The organism is Agrobacterium sp. 33MFTa1.1 (assembly GCF_004328495.1).
GTDB lineage: Bacteria > Pseudomonadota > Alphaproteobacteria > Rhizobiales > Rhizobiaceae > Agrobacterium > Agrobacterium pusense.
Genome location: NZ_CP036358.1, coordinates 1463608 through 1487512, shown reverse-complemented (window position 1 = coordinate 1487512; position 23905 = coordinate 1463608). Strand labels below are relative to the sequence as shown.

The window sequence follows — 23905 nt, the reverse complement described above, 5'->3', positions numbered from 1 at the left end:
GCCTCCATTAAGAACGGCAGTCGAGCCGGAGCGAGCGGATGATGAATATTCTCACCAGGATCGATGATATCGCTGATAAGGTGGAGGCAGATCACGAGCCTTCGGAAGAGAACGGCAACTCGCATCCGCTGTTCGACAATGCGCCGCGTTCGGTCTCGTTCAACAAGCTGCGCAAGCGGCTGCTCCGCAATGTGCGTCAGGCCTTCGAAGATTTCGGCATGCTGAATGGCCAGAAGCGCTGGCTGGTCGGCCTGTCAGGCGGCAAGGACAGCTACGGCCTTTTGGCGCTGCTGCTCGATCTCAAATGGCGCGGCCTTTTGCCGGTGGAACTGATTGCCTGCAATCTCGATCAGGGCCAGCCTAATTTCCCCAAGCACGTGCTGCCGGAGTATCTGGCTAAGATCGGGGTTGCCCATCGCATCGAATATCGCGACACCTATTCGGTGGTGAAGGAGAAGGTGCCCTCCGGCGGCACTTACTGTTCGCTCTGTTCGCGGCTCAGGCGCGGCAATCTTTACCGCATCGCGCGGGAGGAGGGCTGCGACGCGCTGCTGCTCGGCCATCACCGCGAGGATATTCTCGAGACCTTCTTCATGAACTTCTTCCATGGCGGACGTCTGGCCGGCATGCCGGCAAAGCTTTTGAATGACGAGGGTGACCTGATGGTCATGCGCCCGCTTGCCTATTGCGCCGAAGAAGACATGGCGAAATTTGCGGCCGCAATGGAGTTTCCGATCATCCCCTGCGACCTTTGCGGCTCGCAGGACGGGCTTCAGCGCAACGCCATGAAGGAAATGCTGGCGGATATCGAGCGGCGTATGCCCGGTCGGAAGGATGTGATGCTGCGGGCGCTGGCACATGTGAACCCTTCCCATCTCCTCGACCCCAGACTTTTTGATTTTTCGGCGCTTTCTGTCACGGGGGCGTCATCTGAAGAGCCTAGGGAGGCCCACCCTCCCTTATGAAGAAGTGCCCCGCGCGATGACCCTTTCCGATAAAGATATCGATTTCCTCGTTGCCACCGTTGCCGCAGCCGGTACGGATGAAATCATGCCCCGCTTCAGGAACCTGAGCGCTGGCGCCATCTCCGAAAAGACATCCGCCGTCGATCTCGTCACCGAGGCGGATGTTCTGGCCGAAAAGCTGATAACCGCAGCGCTGCTCGAGCGGTTTCCAAAGGCGCATATTGTTGGCGAAGAGGCCTATGACGCGGATCATTCCGTCATTCCCGCCCTTGCCGACGCGCCGCTTGCCTTCGTGATCGATCCCATCGACGGCACCTTCAATTACGCTTCCGGCTTTCCCGCCTTCGGTACGCTGCTTGCGGTCACCGTCAAGGGTGAGACCGTGGCTGGACTTATCCACGATCCCGTCATGGGGGACACCATCATTGGTCTGAAAGGTGAGGGCGCCTATCTCCACCGCAAAAACGGATCGCAGGCAAAGCTGAAGGTTGCCGATCCCGCGCCACTGTCCGACATGGTCGGCCTCTTTTCGTGGGGCCACAGCCATCCGGATCGCCGGCCGGTGATCGCCGCCAATATGGCGAAGATAAAGATGGCATTGTCGCTCAACTGCTCCGCACATGAATATTGGCTCGCTTCCGCCGGCAATCTTCATTTCATCGGCCATGAAAAGCTGATGCCATGGGATCACCTTGCAGGCGTGCTCATCCATCAGGAAGCGGGTGGTTACACGGCGCGTTTCGACAACACGCCCTATCGGCCCGGCCAGACGACCGGTGGCATACTTTCTGCTCCCGACAAGGAAAGCTGGAAGATGCTGCGGCGGGAAATCGTCGCCTTATAAGATTTATGCTCAAATGGAAGGATCTCGCCCATGGCTCTCGAACTCGACATCGCCTCTCTTGCCAATGCGCTTCAGGAGGCTGCTGCGGTTGAAATCCTGCCGAGGTTCCGCAATCTGGGCGATGGCGACGTCAGGATCAAGACCGAAGCGATCGACCTGGTTACCGAGGCTGACGAGGCCGCAGAGCGGTTGATCCGCGCCCGCGTGCAGGAGATCATGCCGAATGCTCTGTTCATCGGCGAGGAGGCGGTGGCGGCCGACGCTTCGCTGCTTGGCAAGCTTGCCGATGCCGATCTGGCTGTCGTGGTCGATCCGATCGATGGCACCTATAATTTTGCGTCCGGCCTGCCGCTTTTCGGCGTGATGATGAGCATCATCTCTAAGGGCGAGACTGTCGCCGGCCTGATCTTCGATCCCATGGGCAATGACTGGGCCATTGCCGAAAAGGGCTCCGGCGCATGGCTGTGCAGCGCCGATGGCGCGCAGACGCAGATGTCGGTCGTGCCGGCGCCGGAACTGTCGCAGATGGTGGGTATCGCCAATACCGGTTATTTCGACGTGGAGACGCGCCGCAAGATTCTGGTGAACCTGGCCGATGTGCGGCTCTTCACCAGCTATCGCTGCGCCGCACATGAGTATCGCCTGTTCTGCGGCGGTCACATGCATTTCCTCATGTACAACAAGCTGATGCCCTGGGACCACCTGGCCGGCACATTGATCTCGCAGGAATCGGGCGCCTATGCCGCCCGCCTTGATGGCTCGCCTTATCTGCCACGCCATGTGGATGGCGGGCTGCTGCTGGCGCCTAATCAGGAGACGTGGGAATTGCTGCGCGAGAAGATTTTCACGGTCTGAGGCTCCGGATTTGTGGGGTGCACAACCTTCACCGTCATGCCGGACTTGATCCGGCATCCAGCTGCGGCGCGTCTGCGCGGCGGAAGGACCTTTTTCAGCCCAAGGACTTGGGCTGGCTGAACCCCGGATCAGCTCCGGGGTAACGGCCGTCGGCGAGACCCACCAGCAAACAAAAAAGGGCGCGGAACAGAATTCCGCGCCCTTTTATTTTTCCATGTCCCTTAGCGGATCGGCTTGTTGTGGGCATGAAATAACACACCCTTTTCGCCGATCAGTACAAAGATCAGGCCGATGATGGAGACGACGAAGAAGCCCGCCACCATTGGCAGTGCGGTACCGTCGAAAGCCTGGCCGATGGCGGCGCCGATTAGCGAACCGCCAATGGTTCCCATGAAGCCAATCACCGAGGAGGCTGTGCCGGCGACGTGGCCAAGCGGTTCCATCGCCAGCGAGTTGAAGTTCGAGCCGATCCAGCCGAACTGGAACATGGCAAGTGCGAAGAACACGATGAAGATGGCGAAAGGCATCGGATCCGGTCCCAGCACCTGCACCACAAGCCAGATGAAGGTGATGGCGATGAAGCCGAGCAGCGACCCGTGCGACAGCTTGCGCATGCCGAACCTTCCGACAAGCCTCGCATTGATGAAGGACGAAAAGGCCATGAACAGGGCGACGCCGGCAAATGCCGCCGCGAACCATGGACCAAGGCCGTAAATGCCCTTGTAGACCTGTTCAGCGGAATTGATGAAGCCGAACAGCGCACCGAAGATGAAGGTGCTGGAGAGCGTGTAGCAAAGCGCAATGCGGTTGGTGAGCACGATCTTGAAACCGCCGAGTACCGAACGGGCGGTGAAAGGGCGGACATCGTCCGGATGCAGGGTCTCAGGCAGGCGGAAATACATCCAGGCCGTTACCACGGCAGCGATGCCGGCCATGAAGGCAAAGATAAGGTGCCAGTTTCCGAAGAAGAGCACGATCTGGCCAGTGCCGGGCGCGATGACCGGAACAACCATGAAAACCATCATGATCAGCGACATGACTTCAGCCATCTGGCGGCCGCCATAGATGTCGCGGACGATCGAGATGGTGATGACGCGTGTCGCCGCAGAACCGATGCCCTGAATGAAACGCAGGAGCAGCAGGCCGGAGAAGGACGGCACAAAAACGACCGCAAGCGCTGAAACGATGTAAATCGCGAGACCAAAGAGCATCGGCTTGCGGCGACCGAAACGGTCCGAGATCGGCCCATAGAGAAGCTGGGCGACGCCGAAACCGAGAAGGTAGGCCGAAATGACATATTGGCGATGGTTTTCATTCTCGACGCCCAGCGAGGCGCCGATTTCCTGAAGCCCGGGCAGCATGATATCGATGGCGAGCGCGTTCAACGCCATCAGCATTGCGGCCAGCGCAATGAATTCCGTACGCCCCATCGAGCCTGCGCGCGAAGCGGTGGATTGTGAAAGATTTGTCACAGGATTGCCCCAAAAAGAACGGCAAAGGCGTTGCATGAAGCAACGCCTGGCATAAATTTCTGACAATCAGGGTGGGCCGGATGAACCGGCCGAAATCAGGCCGCGCCGCGGACGCTGATACCCTGTTCTTGGAAGTGGCTCTGCAATTCGCCGGACTGGAACATCTCTCTCACGATGTCGCAGCCGCCAACGAACTCACCCTTGACGTAGAGCTGCGGGATCGTCGGCCAGTTGGAATAGTCCTTGATGCCCTGACGGATGTCGGCATCGGCAAGCACATTGATGCCCTTGTAGTCGACGCCGAGATAATCGAGGATCTGTACCACCTGGCCGGAAAAACCGCATTGCGGGAATTGCGGGGTGCCCTTCATGAAAAGAACGATGTCGTTGCTCTTCACTTCGCTGTCGATCATGTCGTGAATGCCGCTCATAGGCCTATTCCTTTCACATGCGGTTCAAGGCCGCTGCTTTCTGTTAGCCTCTAAATAACATGTCGTGGCGCGATTTCCACCCGTCGGAAGGAAAAAATGCGTGCCTCCTGCAACGCATAACGCGCCAAAAAACGGTCTTCCGACGCCTAGCGATATCTCTGCCGGCTGCGCGCGGCGGCGGTGCGTCTTTTGCTGACCTGTTTTTTGGCCGGCTTCGGTTTGACTGCGGCCTTGATTGCGGCTTCCAGAACGGAGCCGACAATACCGCCGGCAAGAGAACCGGTGCTTTTCGTTCGGCGTGCGCGGCGCGTCTTGCGGATGCCGGTCTTGGTGAGGACTTCCGACAAAGCGCCCTTGACGACGCCGTTTATCAGTTGATCGACGATGCCAGACAAATTTTCTCCGCCTTTAAATAAATCATATTTCCGTCGCGATTTTTACTATACGTGCATCGCCCACTGTATCAAGCGATCCTTTCGGGTGCCTCCAGCCCGAAGGTTTATGCATGCCGACCGTCACGTCACGACTTGTCCTTTATTTCCCGGGTTTCGATCCGCTGGATGCCGCTGCCCATCATCTGCGTTATCAGCGTGCCGCCGCGCTGGCAGGAAAAACATGGGCCGTCGATTATGCAGTGGGGCCGCTGGAGAACAGGCCGGGCGGCGAAACATTCACCGTGGAATCCTCGTCAGGCGATTGGCGGACGCGTTCGGACATCATCGTCTATGATCATAATGCCGTCATCTCACAATTGCGGAATGCGCCGGTCTGGCGGCAGATCTGGCAGGGCTTCAAGGCGGGAGCGGGCATTATCGGTGAGGGGGGCGCGGCGCGCTACTTCCGCCATGCATGGCGTTTTGGGCTGTTCTTTATTTTTCCGTTCCTGCTGATGCTTGCCGGTGGCGTGCTTGCGGCGGTGATTGGCCTGTCGTCCTGGCTTTTCGCCTTACCGCTGTGGCTGCTGGTGGTCAGCCTTCCGGCTGCCGCCCTGTTTTTCAACAAGGCTTTCCTGCCGTTTGCCGAGCGCTTTCACACCCTGCATCTTTATGCGGACTGGCGGTTCGCACTCGCAGTCGGCCGCGACGAGCCGATTGCCCGAGGCTGGATCGAAGAGAAGGCAGCGCTTGTCCTGACGGCGCTGGAGCAGTCTTCGGATGAGGCTCTGGTGGTCTCGCACAGCATGGGCGCCAGCTTGGCCCTCGCGGTCATCGGCCGCGTGCTGGAGCTGAAGCCGGAGGCACTGGATGGACGGAAGTTGTCTTTCGCAACGCTGGGTGGGGCGGCCCTGCAATGCGCGTTTCTGTCGAGCGCCGTGCGGCTTCGTCAGAGCATTGGCGTCATCGCACGTCACCCTGAGGTGACATGGTTCGATATCCAGTGTCTCACAGATCCGATCCATCTATATCGTTGCAACACGGTGGCGCTGACCGGTCATGGCGATGCGCCGCAACCGAAAATCGTGCCGATCCGCTTCAAGCATTCGCTTTCACCGGAGCGTTACAAGAAGAACAAGCGGAATTTCCTCAGAATGCACCGGCAATATGTTCTCGGGCCTGATCGCAGGTCCGGTTACGACTTTACCCTGCTGACGGCCGGGCCTCTGCCAGCCGCCTCATTTGCCGACCTCGAGTCACAAACGCCGCCTGCTCTTTAGAGGTTTCGATAACGTCGAATATGAAAAGGCCCGCGTGGGACTATCACGCGGGCCTTTCTTTATTCTTCAGCCGTCAGGTCTTTCAGCCGATGGGACAGAGACCGGTGATCTCAGTCATCATTCGGGCGCCGAGGTCTGCAGGGCAAGGGCATGCAGGACGCCGCCCATATTGCCCTTCAGCGCGTCATAGACCATCTGGTGCTGCTGCACGCGGGTCTTGCCCTTGAATGCATCTGCCACGACTTCCGCCGCGTAATGATCGCCATCACCGGCCAGATCGCGGATCGTGACCTTTGCCCCGGGAATTCCCGCCTTAATCATGTCTTCAATGTCGCCGGGTTTCATGGGCATGGTGTTTCTCCTTAATTCATTCTGCGGCGACTAGAGTTTCGCCGTCCATGAACTGAGGGAACCACGATTCATAGGCCGAGTGCAATTCTTTAATCTCGACGGCGCGCGCCGTGCCCAGCTTTACGGTGGAACCACCGGTAACGCCGATGTTGGCGCAGGAAACGCCGGCTGCCTTCGCAGCACCCAGTACCTTGTCGAGATCGGTTTTCTTCACGGTGAGCACGTAACGACCCTGATCTTCGCCATAGAAGGTGAGGACCGGGTTGTGGCCTTCGACCGCATCGATGGTCGCGCCGATTCCGGAGGAAATCGCCATTTCGGCAACCGCGAGCGCCAGACCTCCCGAGGAGCAATCGTGAACGGCGGTGGCGAGGCCATCCGTGATGATGCCACGCACGAAATCGCCGTTCTTCTTTTCGGCGGCGAGATCGACATGCGGGGCAGGGCCGTCGATACGGCCATGGATATCACGCATGTACACCGACTGCGCGATGTGGGTGCCGAGGCCGGCAGGTGCGCCGACAAGCAGCACCGCTTCGTCAGCGGCGGCAAAACGGATGCGCGCCATGCGGCCCCAATCCTTCAGCAAGCCGACGCCGCCAATGGTGGGGGTTGGCAGGATCGCCTGGCCATTGGTCTCGTTGTAGAGCGAGACGTTGCCGGAAACGATCGGGAATTCCAGCACGCGGCAGGCTTCGCCGATACCCTTGATGGCATGAACCAGCTGGCTCATGATTTCGGGCTTTTCCGGGTTGCCGAAATTCAGGTTGTCGGTGGCCGCGAGCGGCAGGGCGCCGGTTGCGGTAATGTTGCGCCAGCATTCGGCCACGGCCTGCTTGCCGCCTTCGAAGGGGTCGGCCTCGACGTAACGCGGGGTGACGTCGGAGGAGAAGGCTAGCGCCTTCTTGTCATGGCCTTCGACGCGAACCACACCGGCGTCGCCGCCCGGCAGCTGCAGGGAATTGCCCTGGATCAGCGTGTCATACTGCTCGTAGACCCAGCGGCGCGAAGAATTGTTGGCCGAACCGACGAGCGATACCAGCGCATCGGCGATATCGGCAGCGGGGACGTCGTTTTCTGCAAGCGGGGCGGGCACCTTCGCGGGCGTCCACGGGCGGTCATATTCCGGAGCCTGATCGCCCAGTTCCTTGATCGGCAGGTTGGCGACTTCCTCGCCGTTGTGAATGACGCGGAAACGCAGGTCGTCGGTGGTCTTGCCGACGATGGCGAAGTCCAGACCCCATTTCACGAAAATCGCCTTGGCGACTTCTTCCTTGGAGGGCTCGAGAACCATGAGCATGCGCTCCTGGCTTTCGGACAGCATCATTTCATAGGCAGTCATGCGCTCTTCGCGCACCGGCACGGCATTGAGGTCAAGCTCGATGCCGAGGTCGCCCTTGGCGCCCATTTCCACGGCCGAGCAGGTGAGGCCGGCGGCGCCCATGTCCTGAATGGCGATGACCGCGCCGGTTTTCATCAGCTCGAGGCAGGCTTCCAGCAGGCACTTTTCCGTGAAGGGGTCACCGACCTGAACGGTCGGGCGCTTTTCTTCGATGGACTCATCGAATTCGGCAGAGGCCATGGTCGCGCCGCCAACGCCATCGCGGCCGGTCTTTGCGCCGAGATAAACCACCGGCAGGCCCACACCCTTGGCTTCCGAAAGGAAGATCGCGTCGGACTTGGCAAGACCGGCGGCAAAGGCGTTAACGAGGATGTTGCCATTATAGCGCGGATCGAATTCCACTTCGCCGCCAACCGTCGGCACGCCGAAGGAGTTGCCGTAGCCGCCAACACCGGCAACGACGCCGGCCACGAGATGGCGGGTCTTCGGGTGGTCGGGCGCACCGAAGCGCAGGGCGTTCATGGCTGCAATCGGGCGCGCGCCCATGGTGAAGACGTCACGCAGGATACCCCCGACGCCGGTCGCCGCACCCTGATAGGGCTCGATATAGGAGGGGTGGTTATGGCTCTCCATCTTGAAGACGACGCAATCGCCATCGTCGATATCCACAACGCCGGCATTTTCACCGGGGCCCTGGATGACGCGTGGTCCCTTGGTGGGCAGGGTCTTCAGCCACTTCTTGGACGACTTGTAGGAGCAGTGCTCGTTCCACATGGCCGAGAAGATGCCGAGCTCGGTAAAGCTCGGCTCCCGTCCGATCAGGTCGAGGATACGCTGGTATTCGTCGGGCTTCAGCCCGTGGGATGCAACGAGTTCCGGGGTGATCTTGATGGAGTTTGGAATCGACATAGGTCTCACGCGGTTCGAGCCGAGGGAAGTTTCCGGTTCTTTAGCGCAAGAGGCTCAAAGGTGCGACAGGAAAATGCGCGGTTTTACCCGCAAAACGCTGCTTTCTTGGCTTCTTCAGAACCTGTAGCCGACCATGAGGCCGACGCGGGTCAGTCCGTCATTGGGCCCATCGCACAGATTGGCATGTGATGCATGCTCGATCTGGGTCGAAATATTCCAGTTATTATCGAAACGATAGCCGACCGCCGCATATTCGTGGAAAAGCACCCGGCAGCCGAATTCCGCACCGGTTTCGCCGGCACTGTTTCTCAGCTTGCCATCGTGCCAGAGGCCGCCAAAACCGAAATCGAGAAAGATCTTCGGGTTGAGATCGAAGGTCCAGTTGACGCCGCCGTAAATGGTATTCGCCGAGCCCTCAGTGCCGATCTCGCCACCGATATGTAGCCGTGGGCGGGAGAGTTTTTGGCCGAGCGTCACCGCAGATGCACTGGCGAAGGGATCAAAATAGGCGGTGAAGGCCGGAAAGACGCCATCCTCACCGCCATTGTCGTGATTGGAGATCGAGGTGGTTGCGCCGAAGCGCAATTCGTCGAAGACGGTGCCTTCCGCAGCAGTGGCGGGCATGATGCCGATCAATGCCGCAAGAAGGATCGCCAGCGCAAAACACGCCCTCACACCTGTGGAATTGAATGCTGCCATCGAATCATTCCCCACCTCGAATTGCGGAAAGGATGGCAGGTTTGTCGGTTTGGTAAATGATAAGTTACTGAATTAGGCCGGGTGTTGCAGGAAAGACTCTCCGCCCCTTAGGCAACGCTTTCGTAACCGGCCGAGCCGTTGTCGAGCAGGTGGCGCAGGATGCCGAGGGCATGGGTCAACTCTTGCTGGTTCGATGGACCAGAAAGGCTGACACGCACCCGATGGAAAACCTTGTCGGTGCGGCCGGCCTTGAACTCATCCTCGTCATCTATCAGCACGCCTTCTTTCATCGCCGCGTTTCGGAACGTGCCGGAAAGCCAGGGTTCGGGCAGTCTCAGCCACAGGAAGGCGATGTCGGGCAGCGAATTGAAATCCAGTCCGGCGAAGGCCCGCCGGGCAATCGCCTCCCGCTGGTTGATCTCGGCTATACAGTCCTTGCGAATGTCGTCGGCGTCACCGCTGTTGACGAGGCGGGCATTCACTTCGGCCAGCATGAAGGGCAGACCGCCTGTCAGCATCGAGTGGGAAATGCGGATGCGCGACGAATATTGCGCCGGGCAGGCGACCCAGCCGCCACGAACGCCAGCGGCAACGGATTTCGACAGGCCGCCGACGACGAAGGTAATGTCGGGCGCAAATTCAGCAATCAGCGGGATCGCCTCACGCGTCATCGCGCCATAAAGATTATCCTCTACGACCCAGACACCATACCGGCGGGCAATATCGGCTATCGCACGGCGACGCTCTTCCGGCAGCGTGGCGCAGGTCGGGTTCTGGCCGGCGGACATCAGGAAGATCATCTTGGGATGCTGCTGGGCGCAGACGCGCTCGAAATCGTCAGGGACAATGCCCTTTTCATCCGCTTCAACCAGCGTCACCCGCCGTCCGGCAAGTGTGGCGCTGCGGCTGATATGGGAATAGGTCACGGGTTCGAAGACGATACGGTCTCCCGGGGCGGTCATGGCCGTCACCACACTCATCACCGCCGCATGGGCGCCAAGCGTCGAGACGATGTTTTCCGGTTTTGGCGACCAGCCGTTCTGGGAAAGCCAGCGAGCGCCCGCCATGCACCAGTTGTCAGGAAAGGAACGGGCGTAATTGGTGACGTCGTAGGCATGTTCGCGGGCGACAGCCTCGATATGCCTGGCGATCAGCACACTCTGGCCGACATCGGGTGCCGCCGTGGTGTTGAGCCGGAATTCGGCGCTGCTATCGACAGCGTGGCGTGTGCTGCCGAAGGCTGCCGCCACCGTCTCCATGGGCGCTGAGGGGGCCGGGGTCTTGCGCTCATTGACATAGGTGCCGCGGCCGACCTCGCCGCTGACCAGGCCGCGCTCGTGGATAAGCGCGTAGGCCCGGCTGATTGTACCTATTGTCACGCCGAGGTCATAAGCGAGGTTGCGCTGCGGCGGCAATTTCGAGCCCGCCTGCAGGGTGCCATCGGAAATTGCACCCTCGATACTGTCGGCGAGGCGCAGATATATCGGGCCGTCGCCCACAGTGAGATCAGGAAGCCAATTTGTCATGGTGACGATTTATGCATTGTATCTCTTCGCAAGTCAATTGTATTTATTGTCTGCATTCCATGAAGACAAACGCACGGAGACAATAGGTGCAATATGCGCAAGATGGATCAATACCTTTCGACAGCGGATACGCTCTATCCTGATGGTTACGAACGGGAACGCGTGTTCCGCGATGCCGGCGACATGGTCGCACCGGCGCCTTTTCCGGCCAAGATCGCCAGCACGCCAATTGGTCGCCTGATTGCGGGCATGTTCAACTGGCACCGGAAGCGGCAGGGACGGCTCGCTTTGCGGGAACTGTCTGATGATCTTCTGGAAGATATCGGCGTAACGCGCGATGAAGCCCTGAAGGAAGCGGCGAAATCCCAGCTTTTTTCATGGCCAACACGGCCGCTTTAATTTTTTGCCGGAGAGCGGCGCCTTCTTTCCCCGGCGCCATCAAGCCGTGCGGCAGCCCGCCACGCCATTCCCAACCGGCGTTGGCGGGTTTTTTTATTTACGTACCTTAGAGCAGCTTCGGCAAATTGATAAATGGTACGTGGTAAGAGCTTTTTGTGCCGGCGTCTGCCTTTTGCCGAGCGTTCCCCTTTCCTCATTCCTGTGACAAGCACAGGAATGAGCGACGCGGATACGCCTCGCCCGATATGCAGGGCTAGAATACTACGATGAGATCAGCAGCCCTTGCCGCCATTCGCCCAGCGCTTGACGTCGGTTGCGATGCGGCTGGAAATGGCCTCGTTCATCACCGGGCCAAAAGCGTCGAGCTTTGCCGGGTTGCCTTCAGCCTGAACGACCAGCATGGGCCGCGATTCCGGACTGTTGCGCGGCACGAGCAGGATGCGCGGACGGCCTGAGAAGGAATTGAGTTCAGGGGCCAGACGATAGGCCTTGAAAGCCGCATCCCCCGATTTGAACCAGCAGGCATTCGCGCCAAGCGCTATCCGTTCCATTGTGGGGAGAGCGGCGCGGGAGACCGAGGCTGTCGGCTGTGGTTTCGGCTGACAAGCAGCCAGGGTCGCCGCAGCTAGAAACAATCCGGTCGCCTTGAGGGTATTCGATCGACGGGCAAAAGACATCAGGTCATCCAGAAGAGAGGGCCAAAACGACGCCGTCAGCCGGCATCAAAAAAGCGGGCTCAAAGCCCGCCCGTCTGTCAGGCTGCGATGACGCCAAGCGCCGAAGCGAAGAGGCCGCGGCCGTCATTGCCGCCATGGGCGGCTTCGATCAGGTTTTCCGGATGCGGCATCATGCCGAGAACGTTGCCCTTGGCATTGATGACGCCAGCAATGTCGTTCAGCGAGCCGTTCGGGTTGGTGCCTTCGGCATAACGGAACACGACCTGGCCGTTGCCCTCGACCGATTTCAACTCATCCGCATCGAGGAAGTAGTTGCCATCGTGATGGGCGACGGGGCAACGCAGGATCTGGCCCTTGTCGTAAGCACGGGTGAAATCGGTGTCGTTATTGGCGACTTCGAGCTTCACTTCGCGGCAGACGAATTTCAGCGAGGCGTTGCGCATCAGGGCGCCCGGCAGCATGCCGGCTTCGACCAGAATCTGGAAGCCGTTGCAGACGCCGAGAACCTTCACGCCCTTTTCCGCCTTCTCGCGGATGGCCTGCATGACAGGCATGCGGGCGGCAATCGCGCCGCAGCGCAGATAGTCGCCATAAGAGAAGCCGCCGGGAATAACGATCAGATCGACATCGGGAATATCCGTCTCCGTCTGCCAGATGGTGACAGGCGCCTGACCGGAAATTTTCGTCAGAGCCGCGATCATGTCGCGGTCGCGGTTGAGGCCGGGAAGTTGGACGACAGCGGATTTCATGGACGGCGGCTCCTGGAGCTTAGAGAATGGCGATGGCGTAGTTTTCGATGACCGTGTTGGCCAAGAGCTTTTCGCACATTGCCTTCAGATCGGTTTCGGCCTTCGCCTTGTCGGCGCCTTCCAGTTCCAGATCGAAAACCTTGCCCTGACGGACATGGCCGACGCCACCAAACCCGAGGCTGCCAAGCGCGCCTTCGATTGCCTTGCCCTGCGGATCGAGAACGCCGTTCTTCAGCGTAACAGTCACCCGTGCCTTGATCACCTGATCTTCTCCTGATTTTACCCTACGAGGCCAATATTATTTCACGAGCCGATATTACTTTACCAGAACAGGACCGGTGCCGCGGATCGGTTCGTTTTCATTGATGATGCCGAGACGGCGCGCCACTTCGGAATAAGCTTCCAGAAGACCGCCCAGATCGCGTCGGAAGAGGTCCTTGTCCATCTTCTTCTGGGTCTCGATGTCCCAGAGACGGCAGCTGTCGGGCGAAATCTCGTCGGCGAGGATGATGCGCATCATATCGCCTTCGAAGAGGCGGCCACATTCGATCTTGAAATCGACGAGCTGAATGCCGACGCCGAGGAACAGGCCGGAGAGGAAGTCGTTGACGCGGATGGCGAGCGCCATGATGTCGTCAAGCTCGGCAGGGTTGGCCCAGCCGAAAGCCGTGATGTGCTCTTCGGAGACCATCGGGTCTTCGAGCTCATCCGACTTGTAATAAAACTCGATGATCGAGCGTGGCAGCACCACGCCTTCCTCGATGCCGAGGCGCTTGGAAAGCGAGCCGGCGGCGACATTGCGCACGACGACCTCGAGCGGGATCATCTCCACTTCCTTGATCAGCTGCTCGCGCATGTTGAGGCGGCGGATGAAGTGGGTGGGAATGCCGATCTTGTTCAGATGCGTGAAGACGTATTCGCAGATACGGTTGTTCAGCACGCCCTTGCCGTCGATGACTTCATGCTTCTTCTTGTTGAAGGCGGTCGCATCATCCTTGAAGAACTGGATAAGCGTGCCTGGCTCCGGACCCTCGTAAAGGATCTTGGCCTTGCCTTCGTAAATACGGCGGCGACGGTTCATAATTGCAGGTCTCTTGGTTGACGCCGATTCTGGTGGCGTTGCGTTTGGTCTTTGAAGCGGTCCCATAAAGGAAAAGAGTGCATTCTACAATGCGGCTGGCATATTTCCCTTCAATTCTTGTGACAGGGCCGCCGAACTGTTTCATCCGCAAAACCGGGCCGCGGCAGGGGCGGGGGGCGATGCGGATTTCAGTTGGCGGCTCTCGTCATGGCTCGACGCCTTTAAGGCGGCTCAGGAATTGCGCGAAGACCATGCCGCCCTCCGGCCACGGGCCGTGCCCGGACTCGGCATTGATGTGGCCGGACATGCCGGCATCGATCAAAAGCGAACCCCAGGCAGCAGCGATGTCGTCGGCGTGTTCATAAGAGCCGAAGGGATCGTTGCGGCTGGCGATGGTGATCGCCGGAAAGGGCAGCGGATCGCGCGGGTAAGGCCCGAAGGTCATGAGATGCTTCGGCCTGATTTCGGGATTGGCGACATCAGGCGGCGCAACGAGAAGCGCGCCGGATACCTTCTTGCCGATTTCAGGCAATGCGTGGATCACCGTTGGAACGCCAAGCGAATGGGCAACGAGGACGACGGGCCTGGTGGAGGCGTTGACCTCCTCTACCAGCCTGGCGACCCAATCTTCCTTCACCGGTTTCGACCATTCCGCCTGCTCGACACGGCGGGCGGTGGAGAGCTTGCGCTCCCAGCGGCTCTGCCAGTGGTCCGGGCCGGAATTGGTATAACCGGGGACGATCAGGATATCTGCTTCTGAAACTTTCATGCGCCATATCTGTGTTGTGATGCCACCGCGATCAAGGTCGCGGCGGCATTAACGTCAAGCTCTCGGGTTCAGCTCAAGTCTCAGGCGTTGCCGAAGACGCGGGCGAAGATCGTATCGACATGCTTGGTGTGGTAACCGAGGTCGAATTTTTCGCGGATGACCTCTTCGGGGAGCGCAGCGCGCACTTCCTCGTCGCCCAGCAGTTCCTCAAGGAAGTCCGCACCCTGTTCCCAGACCTTCATGGCATTGCGCTGGACCAGACGATAGGCGTCTTCGCGCGATACGCCAGCCTGCGTCAGCGCCAGGAGAACGCGCTGCGAATGCACGAGACCACGGAACTTGTTCATGTTCTTCAGCATGTTGTCCGGGTAGATCACCAGCTTTTCGATGACGCCTGCCAGACGGTTCAATGCGAAGTCCAGAGTGACTGTCGTGTCGGGGCCGATGGCGCGCTCCACGGAGGAGTGGCTGATGTCGCGCTCGTGCCAGAGGGCAACGTTTTCCATGGCCGGGACGACCGACATGCGCACCAGACGGGCGAGGCCGGTGAGGTTTTCTGTGAGAACCGGGTTACGCTTGTGCGGCATGGCCGACGAGCCCTTCTGGCCGGGAGAGAAGAACTCTTCCGCTTCCAGAACTTCGGTGCGCTGCATGTGGCGGATTTCGATGGCGACGTTTTCAATCGACGAGGCGATGACGCCAAGGGTGGCGAAGAACATGGCGTGACGGTCACGCGGGATGACCTGCGTGGAAACCGGCTCGGGGATGAGCCCGAGCTTTTCGCAGACATGTTCCTCGACGCGGGGGTCGATATTGGCGAAGGTGCCGACAGCGCCGGAGATTGCGCCAGTGGCGATTTCGGCGCGGGCGTTCACGAGGCGCTCACGGTTGCGGTGCATCTCGGCGTAGAAGCGGGCGAAGGTGAGGCCCATCGTCGTCGGTTCGGCATGGATGCCGTGGCTACGGCCGATGCGCACCGTGTTCTTATGTTCGAAGGCCCGGGTCTTGAGAGCCGCAAGCACCCGGTCCATGTCGGCGAGCAGCAGATCGGCGGCGCGCACGAGCTGGATGTTGAGCGTGGTATCGAGCACGTCCGACGAGGTCATGCCCTGATGCACGAAGCGGCTGTCGGGACCGACGAATTCTGCGAGATGGGTGAGGAAGGCGATGACATCATGCTTGGTGACGGCCTCGATCTCATCAATGCGGGCGACGTCGAAGGTGGCGCTGCCGCCCTTTTCCCAGATGGTCTGGGCTGCTGACTTCGGGATGACGCCGAGCTCGGCCAGCGCGTCACAGGCATGCGCCTCGATCTCGAACCAGATGCGGAATTTTGTTTCCGGCGACCAGATGGCGACCATTTCCGGCCGGGAGTAACGAGGGATCATGGCAATGACTTTCTTAGTAGAGGAAATTTGCTGCCCGTTTAGCAAAGTGTTCCGCTAATCTCAATCTATCAAGCTGCATGCCTACGCCGCTTGCGGTGCACGCCGGCAGAGCATTGCCCCTGCGGGCACGAGCGGAAGTGCGGCGAAGGGAAAATAAAGACCAAGTCCCAGAACGACGAACTGGTAGACTGCACCGAGCGACGTGAAAAGCTGCTGAAAAAACCAGATGCGGGAAAACGTTGGCGCATGCCATTGCGCATAAAAGATGCGGTACTCGAACGCGAACAATGCTGCCGCCACGGAGAGCGTGAAGAAAGCGATTGCGAGACATGCTGTCGCAAGACGCAATTGTTGGGATTTTAAGGCAGGGAGAACGCGCAATGCTGCCAGCGCCAGCAGCCAGCCGAAAAATCCGCCCGTGAAGAAAAGCGTGATGATATCGGCGACGTGATCGGTTTCCAGCCTGTTACGAGCATAGAGGCCGATAGCGGCTGACGCCGCTGAACAAACGCTCCAGCCAAGCGCGCCAAGCAGAATGAACAATGCTGGAAGAGCCCTGTCGCGGAAATTCCGCCTGCCGCTTTCCATGACATTCCCCCCCGACGCCTCGTTGTGCCGCATCCGGCTTTCCGCATTCGGCGGTGACGGATTACGCCCGTCCGGCTTCCGCGGCCGTGCGCAGGAGGGCGATCGTCTTGCGATAATCCTCCACGCCATCGCCTTTGAAGACTGCGGAGCCCGCTACCAGTGCATTGGCGCCGGCGGCGATGATATCGCCTGCGGTCTGCGCCGTCACGCCGCCATCCACTTCCAGTTCGATCGGCCGCTGACCGATCATCGCCTTGGCTGCGCGGATCTTGTCGAGCATGGCGGGAATGAATTTCTGGCCGCCGAAGCCGGGATTGACGCTCATGATCAGCACGAGGTCGACATCATCGAGCACGTTTTCGATAACGGAAAGCGGCGTTGCCGGGTTGAGCGTGACGCCAGCCTTCAGGCCCAGTCCGCGAATGGTCTGGAGAGAGCGGTGCAGGTGGGGGCCGGCCTCCGCATGCACCGTGATGCTGTCACAGCCGGCCTTGGCAAAGGCTTCGAGATAGGGATCGACGGGGGCGATCATCAAATGGCAATCGAAGAAGGCATTGCTGTGCGGCCGAAGCGCCTTGATGACATCAGGCCCGAAGGAAATGTTCGGCACGAAATGCCCGTCCATGACATCGAGATGAATCCAGTCCGCGCCGGCCTCGGTGACATCGGCGACTTCCTGTCCGAGCTTGGCGAAATTGGAAGCCAGGATCGACGGTGCTATCCGGATGGGCAGGGACATGGGCAAACTCCTCTCGACGCGTTGCGTAAGTTTGCCTTTAACATCATGCATCGGGGTTTGAAACGGTCAGCGGTGAGGTTGCTGATGGTTTTCCGCTGCCGTCCGCGAATTTGTCCCGGTGCTGGCTGCAGCTACTGCCTTTCGGCTTTGTCCGCCGGTTCGAAGCGCTGGCCGTTCCAGCGCTGCAGGCGGTAGGGATTGTCCGAAAGCTCATGCGACGGGTTGAATGCGAGATCGCCAATCACGGTTTTGAAGGCCGTGCCGGACGCCAGTATCTCCGGCGCCGGTTTCGACTGCGCCTGGGCCGCTTCCGCCAGCGCCGCCGTCAGTTCGGTGGCGGCATAGGCTGGAAGGACGTAACCTTCGGGTTCGATGCCTGCGGCGCGCAGTTCGCCGGCCGCCCCCTGCGCCGAAGGCAGTGTGTCATAGGCCGGGCGCGTGATGGCCATCACGTTCGCAGCCAGTGCGAGGGGGGTGTTGGCGGCGTTCAGCGTATCGCCGCCCAGAATGGTGAGCGGAAAATTCTCTGAAGCGGCGTCCCGTGCCACGACGGCGATATCGTTTCGTTCCGCGCCGATGAAGACATGGGTAATGCCGGTGCGCGCCAGCCGGCGCACAAGCGCCACCTGCTGTTCCTGATTGGGTCGCATCGTATCGGCAAAGGTGGGCTTCAGCCCGTTTTCCTCCAGCGTAGAGCGGATACGGTCGACCAATTCGCGGCTGTAGATCGTGCCGTCATCCACGAGCCCGATCGGGTGGCCTTTCCAGTCGCGAAGAATGACTTCCGCAGCCCTTGCCGATTCGGCCCGATCCGATGGGGCGAGGCGAAAAAGCGGCCAGCCATATTTCAGCGCGTCCTCCATCAGGATGGGTGCGCGGCTGGAAAGCGTGATGGCCGGAACGGCCGCGGCCTTGAGCGGCGGCAGAACGTCCTGAAGCGTTTCCGTGCACAGGAAGCCGATCGCGGCGCTGACTTTCGCCGCCACGAGGCCATCGGCAATCGCGCCGCCACTGCCGTCTTCGCAGCTCTCGTGAATCTCCACGACATCCAGGCCGAGTTTTGCAGCTGCCGCCTTGGCGCCCTGCCGGACCTGTTGCCCGAGAAGCTCGTAGGGACCGCTCTGCGGGGCAACGATCCCGATCGATGCCGCGCTTGCGGAACCCGCAAAGGCAAAACCGGCGATGATCGTTAGCAGGCGAAGTGAAAGCATGACGTGGTCGAAATCCTGTTGTCCCGATCTGATGTTTATCGGCACCAATCGGTTTTCCAAAGGAAAAATCGCCGGTCGTCCATCATAATCGCACGCCGGGGCCTGGACTGCGGCAGCTTGGCTTCGATGTCGGGCGATCCGAATGCCGAGATGGACGCGGCATCTTGTGGTTGTTGCCGTCGGCCGATAATGGTGCCTCGCGGCCATGCCGCAGCGCTGCTCTTTTTCGCCCCGCTATCTTCTTTCTGTCCCGCTTTACTGAAGAAGTATTTCATAAATCCGCCACGTGCCGTTTTACTTCATAAAACTATTACAAGTGGCGCGTATAAGCACACTCCAGCGAAGGCCTTGTTGCTGATTATGCCTTTTGCAGTGCACGTCATAAATCTGCACATTTTATTTTCATATCTGTAATTTATTGATATCTAAGTTTAATATAGAAACCTTCTAATTCCCCACCTCTTTTTCGCCATGTTTTTTTCGCATTTGCGAGAAGAATTGCTTGACGGAAAGTAAATGATTAGCTTAGATGGAATTGTTTCAGGGGACGACTGAAATTGGCTGTAAAAAGCCTCGGAAAGTGTTCCGATTATAAGCACTGCCAGACTATATTCGCTTCTATATTCTATTTTTTTTATTACGTATAAACCGCTTCAGGAAACTGGGGCGGTTTTTTACATAGCTCTAATTTAGGCAATTTAAAATTGAGTTCGGAGAACTTAACGCAAAGCCATTCTCTCGCGATAAGCGTTCCAGGAAAGAAATGGCGTGGATTAAGCGTGCCGTTGTCCAAAATTCTGGCTTTGACCCAATCAGATCCGCCGTTTTCGATTTTGAAAATTCCGCATCCGACGTCATTATTCGACGCCCGGGGCTGCCTCAGCATTATTTCAGAGCGGCCAGAGCGTCCTTTGCAAAGGCTGAGATCGGCTCAGGAAGTTTGTCGAGATCGAACCAGTCGATGGCGGAGAGCTTATCCGGCTCCGTAAGCGAAGGCTGACCCGTTGTGTCGCGGGTGACGAAGATCAGGGAGACCCAGTGATGGCGGTCCACTGCGTCGATAAATTCGCTATGGCAGAGAAATTCGACGTGGCCGATCGTCAGCCCGGTCTCTTCCTCGGCTTCGCGCCGCGCCGCGGCTAGCGACGTTTCGAGGTGATCGACTTTGCCGCCAGGGATGCTCCAATACCCGGCTTCCGGCGCTTTCATGCGCCGGCATAAAAGGAGGCGGCCTTCACGCAAAATGACAAGGCCCACGCCGACGCCCGGAAAATCGAGGCCCGGCTTGATGGTCGACGTCATCGTGTCCATTGCTGTGGTCAGGCCTTGGCGTTGGCCACGATCAGCATGAAGGCGGGAATGTCATCGCCGAAGCCAACCGGTGTCGGGCCATCGTCATGGTCGCGATAGTGGCGGCGACGGTCGCGGTTGTCGTCATTGGCGTGCAGCGGATTGCGACTGTTGCGGTCGGAATTGCGCGGGGCCTTTTCCTGCTTGCGTTCTGCTTTCACCTTGTCGTCTCCATGAGCCGCGATATCTGCGTCCGCAGCGGATTGTGCGCCCTGATTGATGTTTTCGACCGGTGCGGCGTCCCGGCGGTTACGGTCGCGGCCTCTGCCGCCCCGTTCCTTGCCCCGACGGCCGGAATTGCTTTCGAAGCTTTCCATCGGCGCGGGGAGGGTGGAGAGATCACCGTTCAGCCACTCGATCTTTTCGCCGATCAGCTTTTCGATGGCGTCGAGATATTTGGTGTCGCTTTTGGTGACGATGGTGAAAGCCTTGCCCGAGCGGCCGGCACGGCCGGTGCGGCCGATGCGGTGAACATAGTCTTCCGAATGAATGGGAATATCGAAGTTGAAGACGTGGCTGACATCGGGGATATCAAGCCCGCGTGCGGCGACGTCCGAGGCGACGAGCAGCTTCAGATTGCCGTCCTTGAAGTTCTGCAGCATCGTCGTGCGCGAACGCTGGTCCATGTCGCCATGCAGCGCGCCGACGGAAAAGCCGTGGCGGTCGAGCGAACGGAAAAGATCGGCCACATCCTTCTTGCGGTTGCAGAAGATGATGGCGTTCTTGAGTTCAGCCTCTTCGGCGCGGACGAGATCGCGCAGGACGGCGCGCTTTTCGTAGTCCTTGTTATGGGCGGCGACGATGCGCTGGGCAACGGTCTTTGCAGTAGAGGAGGGCTTGGCGACCTCGACACGGACGGGGTTCTGCAGGAAGCGATCAGCCAGCTTCTGTATTTCCGGCGGCATGGTGGCCGAGAAGAACAGCGTCTGGCGGGTGAAGGGGATCATCTTGGCGATGCGCTCGATGTCGGGAATGAAGCCCATGTCGAGCATGCGGTCGGCTTCGTCGATGACAAGGATTTCCACGCCGGTCATCAGCAGCTTGCCGCGTTCGCAATGGTCAAGAAGGCGGCCAGGGGTGCAGATCAGCACATCGGCGCCACGTTCCAGCTTGCGGTCCTGGTCTTCGAAGGAAACACCGCCGATCAGGAGGGCGACGTTCAGCTTGTGATTCTTGCCGTATTTCTCGAAGTTCTCCGCCACCTGTGCCGCAAGCTCGCGCGTCGGCTCGAGGATCAGCGTGCGCGGCATTCTGGCGCGTGCGCGGCCCTTCTCAAGCAGGGTCAGCATCGGCAGAACGAATGACGCGGTTTTGCCCGTGCCGGTCTGTGCGATACCGCAGATATCACGCTTTTCCAGCGCCGGCGGAATGGCGCCAGCCTGAATGGGTGTCGGCGTCGTGTAGCCGGCATCTGCAATAGCGGAAAGAACTTTTTGGCTCAGGCCAAGATCAGAGAATGTTGTCAAAGGAAGAACTTTTTCCGTTCTGGTTCGGTAAGAACACCTGCGTGCCGCGACGGCACTTGCAAAGACTTGGCGCGGGGATATGCCCAAATTGCCGGAAAGTCAAGGAAACAACGGGAAAAGCGCGTTAAACGTGCCGCTCGCGGCTGGGCTTTTAAGCCTCAGGCGCGGTTTTTCGGCATTTATCGTTAAAAGAGCAAAAAAAGCGTTAAAACCGGGACGCTATTTCAAATAGGTTTTAAGCTCTGCCCCGGCGATCAGAAACCGCATCGGATCCACGGGCGTATCGTTGCGGCGCACTTCATAATGCACGTGCGGACCGGTGGAACGGCCGGTGCTGCCGGCGCGGCCGATTACGTCGCCGGCTTCGACCCGGTCGCCGGCCTTGACCAGAATGGCGGAGAGATGGCCGAATCGGGTGGACACGCCCTGGCCGTGATCGATCTCGACCATATTGCCGTAACCGCCGGAATTTTCCGCCACGGTCACCTTTCCAGCGCCGGTGGATTTGACGTCTGCGCCGGTCTCGGCACGAAAATCGATGCCGGTATGTAGCGCCGGGCGGCCGAGAAACGGATCCATCCGATTTCCGAATCGACTGGTGATAGCCCTGCCGGGTGCCGGGTTGCCGAAGGGCAGGGTCGTCGCCGTTTCCCTGACGACGTCCAGCCGGTTGAGAGCGGTGTCGAGATTGGTCAGCGACAGGCTGAAGGGATCGGTTTCGCCGCGCTCTGGCTCCGCATAGGGTCCGCCCATGTCGGCGGTGCCGCTCTCATCGATCTTGAGCCCGGCCTGGCGGATAATGTCCTGCATCGCACTCGCCTTGTCTTCGGCGTCGCTCGTCAGTTGCGCTATCCGCGATATCTGCTGGCGCTCGATGTCCTTCAGCGACAGAGTTACCTTTGAAAATACGCGATCGGCGCGGTCCGAGGGCGTCTCGCCGCCTTCCGGCTGGTAAGCAGCCCGTCTGTCGTTCGCGGTGGGTTGTTCCGGCTGTGGTGGGCGCGGTGTCATCAGCTTTTCGATCGCCGAGAGACCGCCCGACAGATCGGCGCGTTTTTCCGGCGCCATGGCGTTTGAAAGGGACGAGGGTGCTGTCGGCGACGTCGCGACGCCGGAGTTTTCCGCGCGTTCCAGCAGTTCGCTCATGCGGCCGTGCCGCGAGGTCAGCGCCGCCTGCTGTTGCAGAAGCTTTTCCACTTTCTTTTCAACGACCTGCTGATCCAGCAACTGCCTGGAGGTGACGCGGTCCACCTGGGCTCTCAGGGCTGCGATGCGGTCTTCGTAATCGTTCTGAATGCGGGTCTGGCGCGCCATTGTCGCGCCGATCAGGTCGTCCCGCAGGATAAGGTAGCCGGTGGCGCCGAGATAACCGAGCGAAAAAAGGCCGATCGTGCAGCCGGCAAGCGCCGCCATCCACGGCCGGATGGTCATGTGCCGCACCTTGTCGCCGCGCGCGAGAATGAGCACGTGCGGCTCACGCTTTTTGCCAAATACCCGGTTTTCCGCCGTATCAGTCACAATCTCTCTCCGGACTGGCCGATTTCTTGAAGGAAATCATAATTCGTTAAGGTTAACGAAGTTTTGCCGGAGTGGCGTTTCGGCAGCGTCGGCTACTGGCTGACGGATGTGAGCGAGCGGTAAAAGGATGGCGTCAGGCCGGCCTCGGCGCGGGCAAGGTCATTAAAGGGCGGTTTCAAAGGGCCGCGGAAATTGGCGCGCACCAGTTGCCTGAAGGTTGCGGCCGGATCCTTTTTCTCACGGGCACAGAGGAACCGGAACCATTTTGCACCGATGGCGACGTGGCCCTTTTCGTCATTATAGATGACGTCCAGAACGGCAGCGCTTTCCAGATCGCCGGTTTCGCGCATCTTCGCCTGCAGGGAAGGGGTGACGTCCAGTCCGCGCGCTTCGAGGATGAGCGGCACGACGGCAAGCCGTGCGGTGAGATCGTTGCGGGTGGAATGCGCCGCTTGCCACAGCCCGTCATGGGCGGGCAGATCGCCATAGTCGGCACCGAGGCTTCTCAGCCGGTCGCGCACCAGCCGGAAATGTTTTGCCTCCTCGAAGGCGACCTGCATCCAGCCATCGAAAAAGGAGTGCGGCACCGGCTCGCTGGCATAACGGGCGACAATGTCGAGCGCGAGATCGACGGCGTTGAGTTCGATATGGGCAATGGCGTGCAGCAGCGCGATACGGCCCTTGACGCTGTGAAGCGAGCGGCGTTCCACTGCGGTCGGCGGAACGAGTTCCGGCTTTTCCGGCCTGCCCGGGCGCTCTGGCAGGGGCGGGTCCAGCGGAGAGCGCAGCGACAGGCGGCGCTCCAACCACCGTGTCGCCGTCTCCTGTGCGAGCGCGGTCTTCCTGTCGAGATCGGCGCTTGCGACAGCATCCGTCGCACCACCGCGCAGCGACGTGATTTTGAACGGGGGCATCACAACGG

At 59.6% G+C, this 23905-nt stretch carries 25 protein-coding genes; 5 read left to right on the top strand and 20 right to left on the bottom strand.

Going from position 1 to position 23905, the window contains the following annotated elements; all coding sequences use genetic code 11:
* Positions 1-38: 38 nt before the first annotated feature.
* Genes ttcA through EYD00_RS07585 form a run of 3 tightly spaced genes read left to right on the top strand, consistent with a single transcriptional unit; the run spans position 39 to position 2664 of the window.
* Entirely contained in the window at positions 39-965 is a 927-nt protein-coding gene (ttcA, locus tag EYD00_RS07595; protein WP_004442462.1) for a tRNA 2-thiocytidine(32) synthetase TtcA, read from the top strand.
* A gap of 16 nt (positions 966-981) precedes the next feature.
* A complete protein-coding gene (locus EYD00_RS07590) occupies positions 982-1809 on the top strand; it encodes an inositol monophosphatase family protein (RefSeq protein WP_004442460.1) in 828 nt (275 codons plus the stop codon).
* Between the two features lie 30 nt (positions 1810-1839).
* The gene (locus tag EYD00_RS07585; protein ID WP_022556490.1) at positions 1840-2664 is read left to right on the top strand and encodes an inositol monophosphatase family protein; all 825 of its coding nucleotides are present in this window, start codon (positions 1840-1842) and stop codon (positions 2662-2664) included.
* Between the two features lie 221 nt (positions 2665-2885).
* Here EYD00_RS07585 and EYD00_RS07580 read toward each other — a convergent pair whose 3' ends face one another.
* The 3 genes from EYD00_RS07580 to EYD00_RS07570 all read right to left on the bottom strand — a co-directional run bounded on the left by EYD00_RS07580 (position 2886) and on the right by EYD00_RS07570 (position 4962).
* Positions 2886-4094: a multidrug effflux MFS transporter gene (locus tag EYD00_RS07580; protein ID WP_006698780.1), complete on the bottom strand. Its 1209-nt coding sequence runs from the start codon at positions 4092-4094 to the stop codon at positions 2886-2888.
* 137 nt (positions 4095-4231) lie between these two features.
* On the bottom strand, positions 4232-4567 hold the full coding sequence (grxD, locus tag EYD00_RS07575; protein WP_004442454.1) for a Grx4 family monothiol glutaredoxin: 336 nt from the start codon (positions 4565-4567) through the stop codon (positions 4232-4234).
* Positions 4568-4713: 146 nt separating this feature from the next.
* Positions 4714-4962 carry a hypothetical protein gene (locus EYD00_RS07570; RefSeq protein WP_004442452.1) on the bottom strand — a complete coding sequence of 83 codons (249 nt, stop codon included), beginning with the start codon at positions 4960-4962 and terminating at the stop codon, positions 4714-4716.
* 110 nt (positions 4963-5072) lie between these two features.
* On the opposite strand from EYD00_RS07570, the gene EYD00_RS07565 reads away from it, so the two are divergent.
* Positions 5073-6221 carry a hypothetical protein gene (locus tag EYD00_RS07565; RefSeq protein ID WP_004442450.1) on the top strand — a complete coding sequence of 383 codons (1149 nt, stop codon included), beginning with the start codon at positions 5073-5075 and terminating at the stop codon, positions 6219-6221.
* Between the two features lie 117 nt (positions 6222-6338).
* Here EYD00_RS07565 and EYD00_RS07560 read toward each other — a convergent pair whose 3' ends face one another.
* The 4 genes from EYD00_RS07560 to EYD00_RS07545 all read right to left on the bottom strand — a co-directional run bounded on the left by EYD00_RS07560 (position 6339) and on the right by EYD00_RS07545 (position 11048).
* Positions 6339-6572: a BolA family protein gene (locus EYD00_RS07560; RefSeq protein ID WP_003516012.1), complete on the bottom strand. Its 234-nt coding sequence runs from the start codon at positions 6570-6572 to the stop codon at positions 6339-6341.
* A gap of 16 nt (positions 6573-6588) precedes the next feature.
* Complete coding sequence (gene purL / locus EYD00_RS07555) at positions 6589-8823, bottom strand: phosphoribosylformylglycinamidine synthase subunit PurL (RefSeq protein ID WP_004442443.1); 2235 nt, start codon at positions 8821-8823, stop codon at positions 6589-6591.
* A gap of 114 nt (positions 8824-8937) precedes the next feature.
* On the bottom strand, positions 8938-9522 hold the full coding sequence (locus tag EYD00_RS07550) for an acyloxyacyl hydrolase (RefSeq protein WP_004442440.1): 585 nt from the start codon (positions 9520-9522) through the stop codon (positions 8938-8940).
* A 107-nt stretch (positions 9523-9629) separates the two neighbouring features.
* Complete coding sequence (locus tag EYD00_RS07545; protein ID WP_004442438.1) at positions 9630-11048, bottom strand: aminotransferase-like domain-containing protein; 1419 nt, start codon at positions 11046-11048, stop codon at positions 9630-9632.
* Positions 11049-11141: 93 nt separating this feature from the next.
* Here EYD00_RS07545 and EYD00_RS07540 point away from each other — a divergent pair, with 93 nt between their 5' ends.
* Positions 11142-11447 (top strand): DUF1127 domain-containing protein, encoded by a 306-nt coding sequence (locus tag EYD00_RS07540; protein ID WP_004442436.1) that lies wholly within the window; start codon positions 11142-11144, stop codon positions 11445-11447.
* A 272-nt stretch (positions 11448-11719) separates the two neighbouring features.
* Here the strand turns inward: EYD00_RS07540 and EYD00_RS07535 are convergent, their stop codons facing one another.
* From EYD00_RS07535 to EYD00_RS07470, 13 genes are all read right to left on the bottom strand, one after another.
* The gene (locus EYD00_RS07535) at positions 11720-12124 is read right to left on the bottom strand and encodes a hypothetical protein (RefSeq protein ID WP_004442434.1); all 405 of its coding nucleotides are present in this window, start codon (positions 12122-12124) and stop codon (positions 11720-11722) included.
* 77 nt (positions 12125-12201) lie between these two features.
* Positions 12202-12873, bottom strand: a complete 672-nt coding sequence (gene purQ, locus EYD00_RS07530) for a phosphoribosylformylglycinamidine synthase subunit PurQ (protein WP_004442432.1) — start codon at positions 12871-12873, stop codon at positions 12202-12204.
* Between the two features lie 19 nt (positions 12874-12892).
* On the bottom strand, positions 12893-13135 hold the full coding sequence (purS, locus tag EYD00_RS07525) for a phosphoribosylformylglycinamidine synthase subunit PurS (protein ID WP_003507918.1): 243 nt from the start codon (positions 13133-13135) through the stop codon (positions 12893-12895).
* 54 nt (positions 13136-13189) lie between these two features.
* Positions 13190-13954, bottom strand: a complete 765-nt coding sequence (gene purC / locus EYD00_RS07520) for a phosphoribosylaminoimidazolesuccinocarboxamide synthase (protein ID WP_004442430.1) — start codon at positions 13952-13954, stop codon at positions 13190-13192.
* 205 nt (positions 13955-14159) lie between these two features.
* Entirely contained in the window at positions 14160-14723 is a 564-nt protein-coding gene (locus EYD00_RS07515; protein ID WP_004442428.1) for an alpha/beta hydrolase, read from the bottom strand.
* 80 nt (positions 14724-14803) lie between these two features.
* Positions 14804-16111: an adenylosuccinate lyase gene (gene purB, locus EYD00_RS07510; RefSeq protein ID WP_004442427.1), complete on the bottom strand. Its 1308-nt coding sequence runs from the start codon at positions 16109-16111 to the stop codon at positions 14804-14806.
* Positions 16112-16192: 81 nt separating this feature from the next.
* Positions 16193-16699 (bottom strand): hypothetical protein, encoded by a 507-nt coding sequence (locus tag EYD00_RS07505; protein WP_034499155.1) that lies wholly within the window; start codon positions 16697-16699, stop codon positions 16193-16195.
* A 61-nt stretch (positions 16700-16760) separates the two neighbouring features.
* A complete protein-coding gene (rpe, locus tag EYD00_RS07500; RefSeq protein WP_004442425.1) occupies positions 16761-17438 on the bottom strand; it encodes a ribulose-phosphate 3-epimerase in 678 nt (225 codons plus the stop codon).
* 131 nt (positions 17439-17569) lie between these two features.
* The gene (locus EYD00_RS07495; RefSeq protein ID WP_193604412.1) at positions 17570-18697 is read right to left on the bottom strand and encodes an ABC transporter substrate-binding protein; all 1128 of its coding nucleotides are present in this window, start codon (positions 18695-18697) and stop codon (positions 17570-17572) included.
* 837 nt (positions 18698-19534) lie between these two features.
* Positions 19535-19960, bottom strand: coding sequence for an NUDIX domain-containing protein (locus EYD00_RS07485; RefSeq protein WP_004442420.1), 426 nt, complete (start codon positions 19958-19960; stop codon positions 19535-19537).
* Between the two features lie 8 nt (positions 19961-19968).
* Positions 19969-21465 carry a DEAD/DEAH box helicase gene (locus tag EYD00_RS07480; protein ID WP_004442417.1) on the bottom strand — a complete coding sequence of 499 codons (1497 nt, stop codon included), beginning with the start codon at positions 21463-21465 and terminating at the stop codon, positions 19969-19971.
* A 219-nt stretch (positions 21466-21684) separates the two neighbouring features.
* Positions 21685-22983, bottom strand: a complete 1299-nt coding sequence (locus EYD00_RS07475) for a M23 family metallopeptidase (protein ID WP_004442415.1) — start codon at positions 22981-22983, stop codon at positions 21685-21687.
* A gap of 92 nt (positions 22984-23075) precedes the next feature.
* A complete protein-coding gene (locus tag EYD00_RS07470) occupies positions 23076-23897 on the bottom strand; it encodes a ferritin-like domain-containing protein (protein WP_004442413.1) in 822 nt (273 codons plus the stop codon).
* Positions 23898-23905 lie beyond the last annotated feature (8 nt).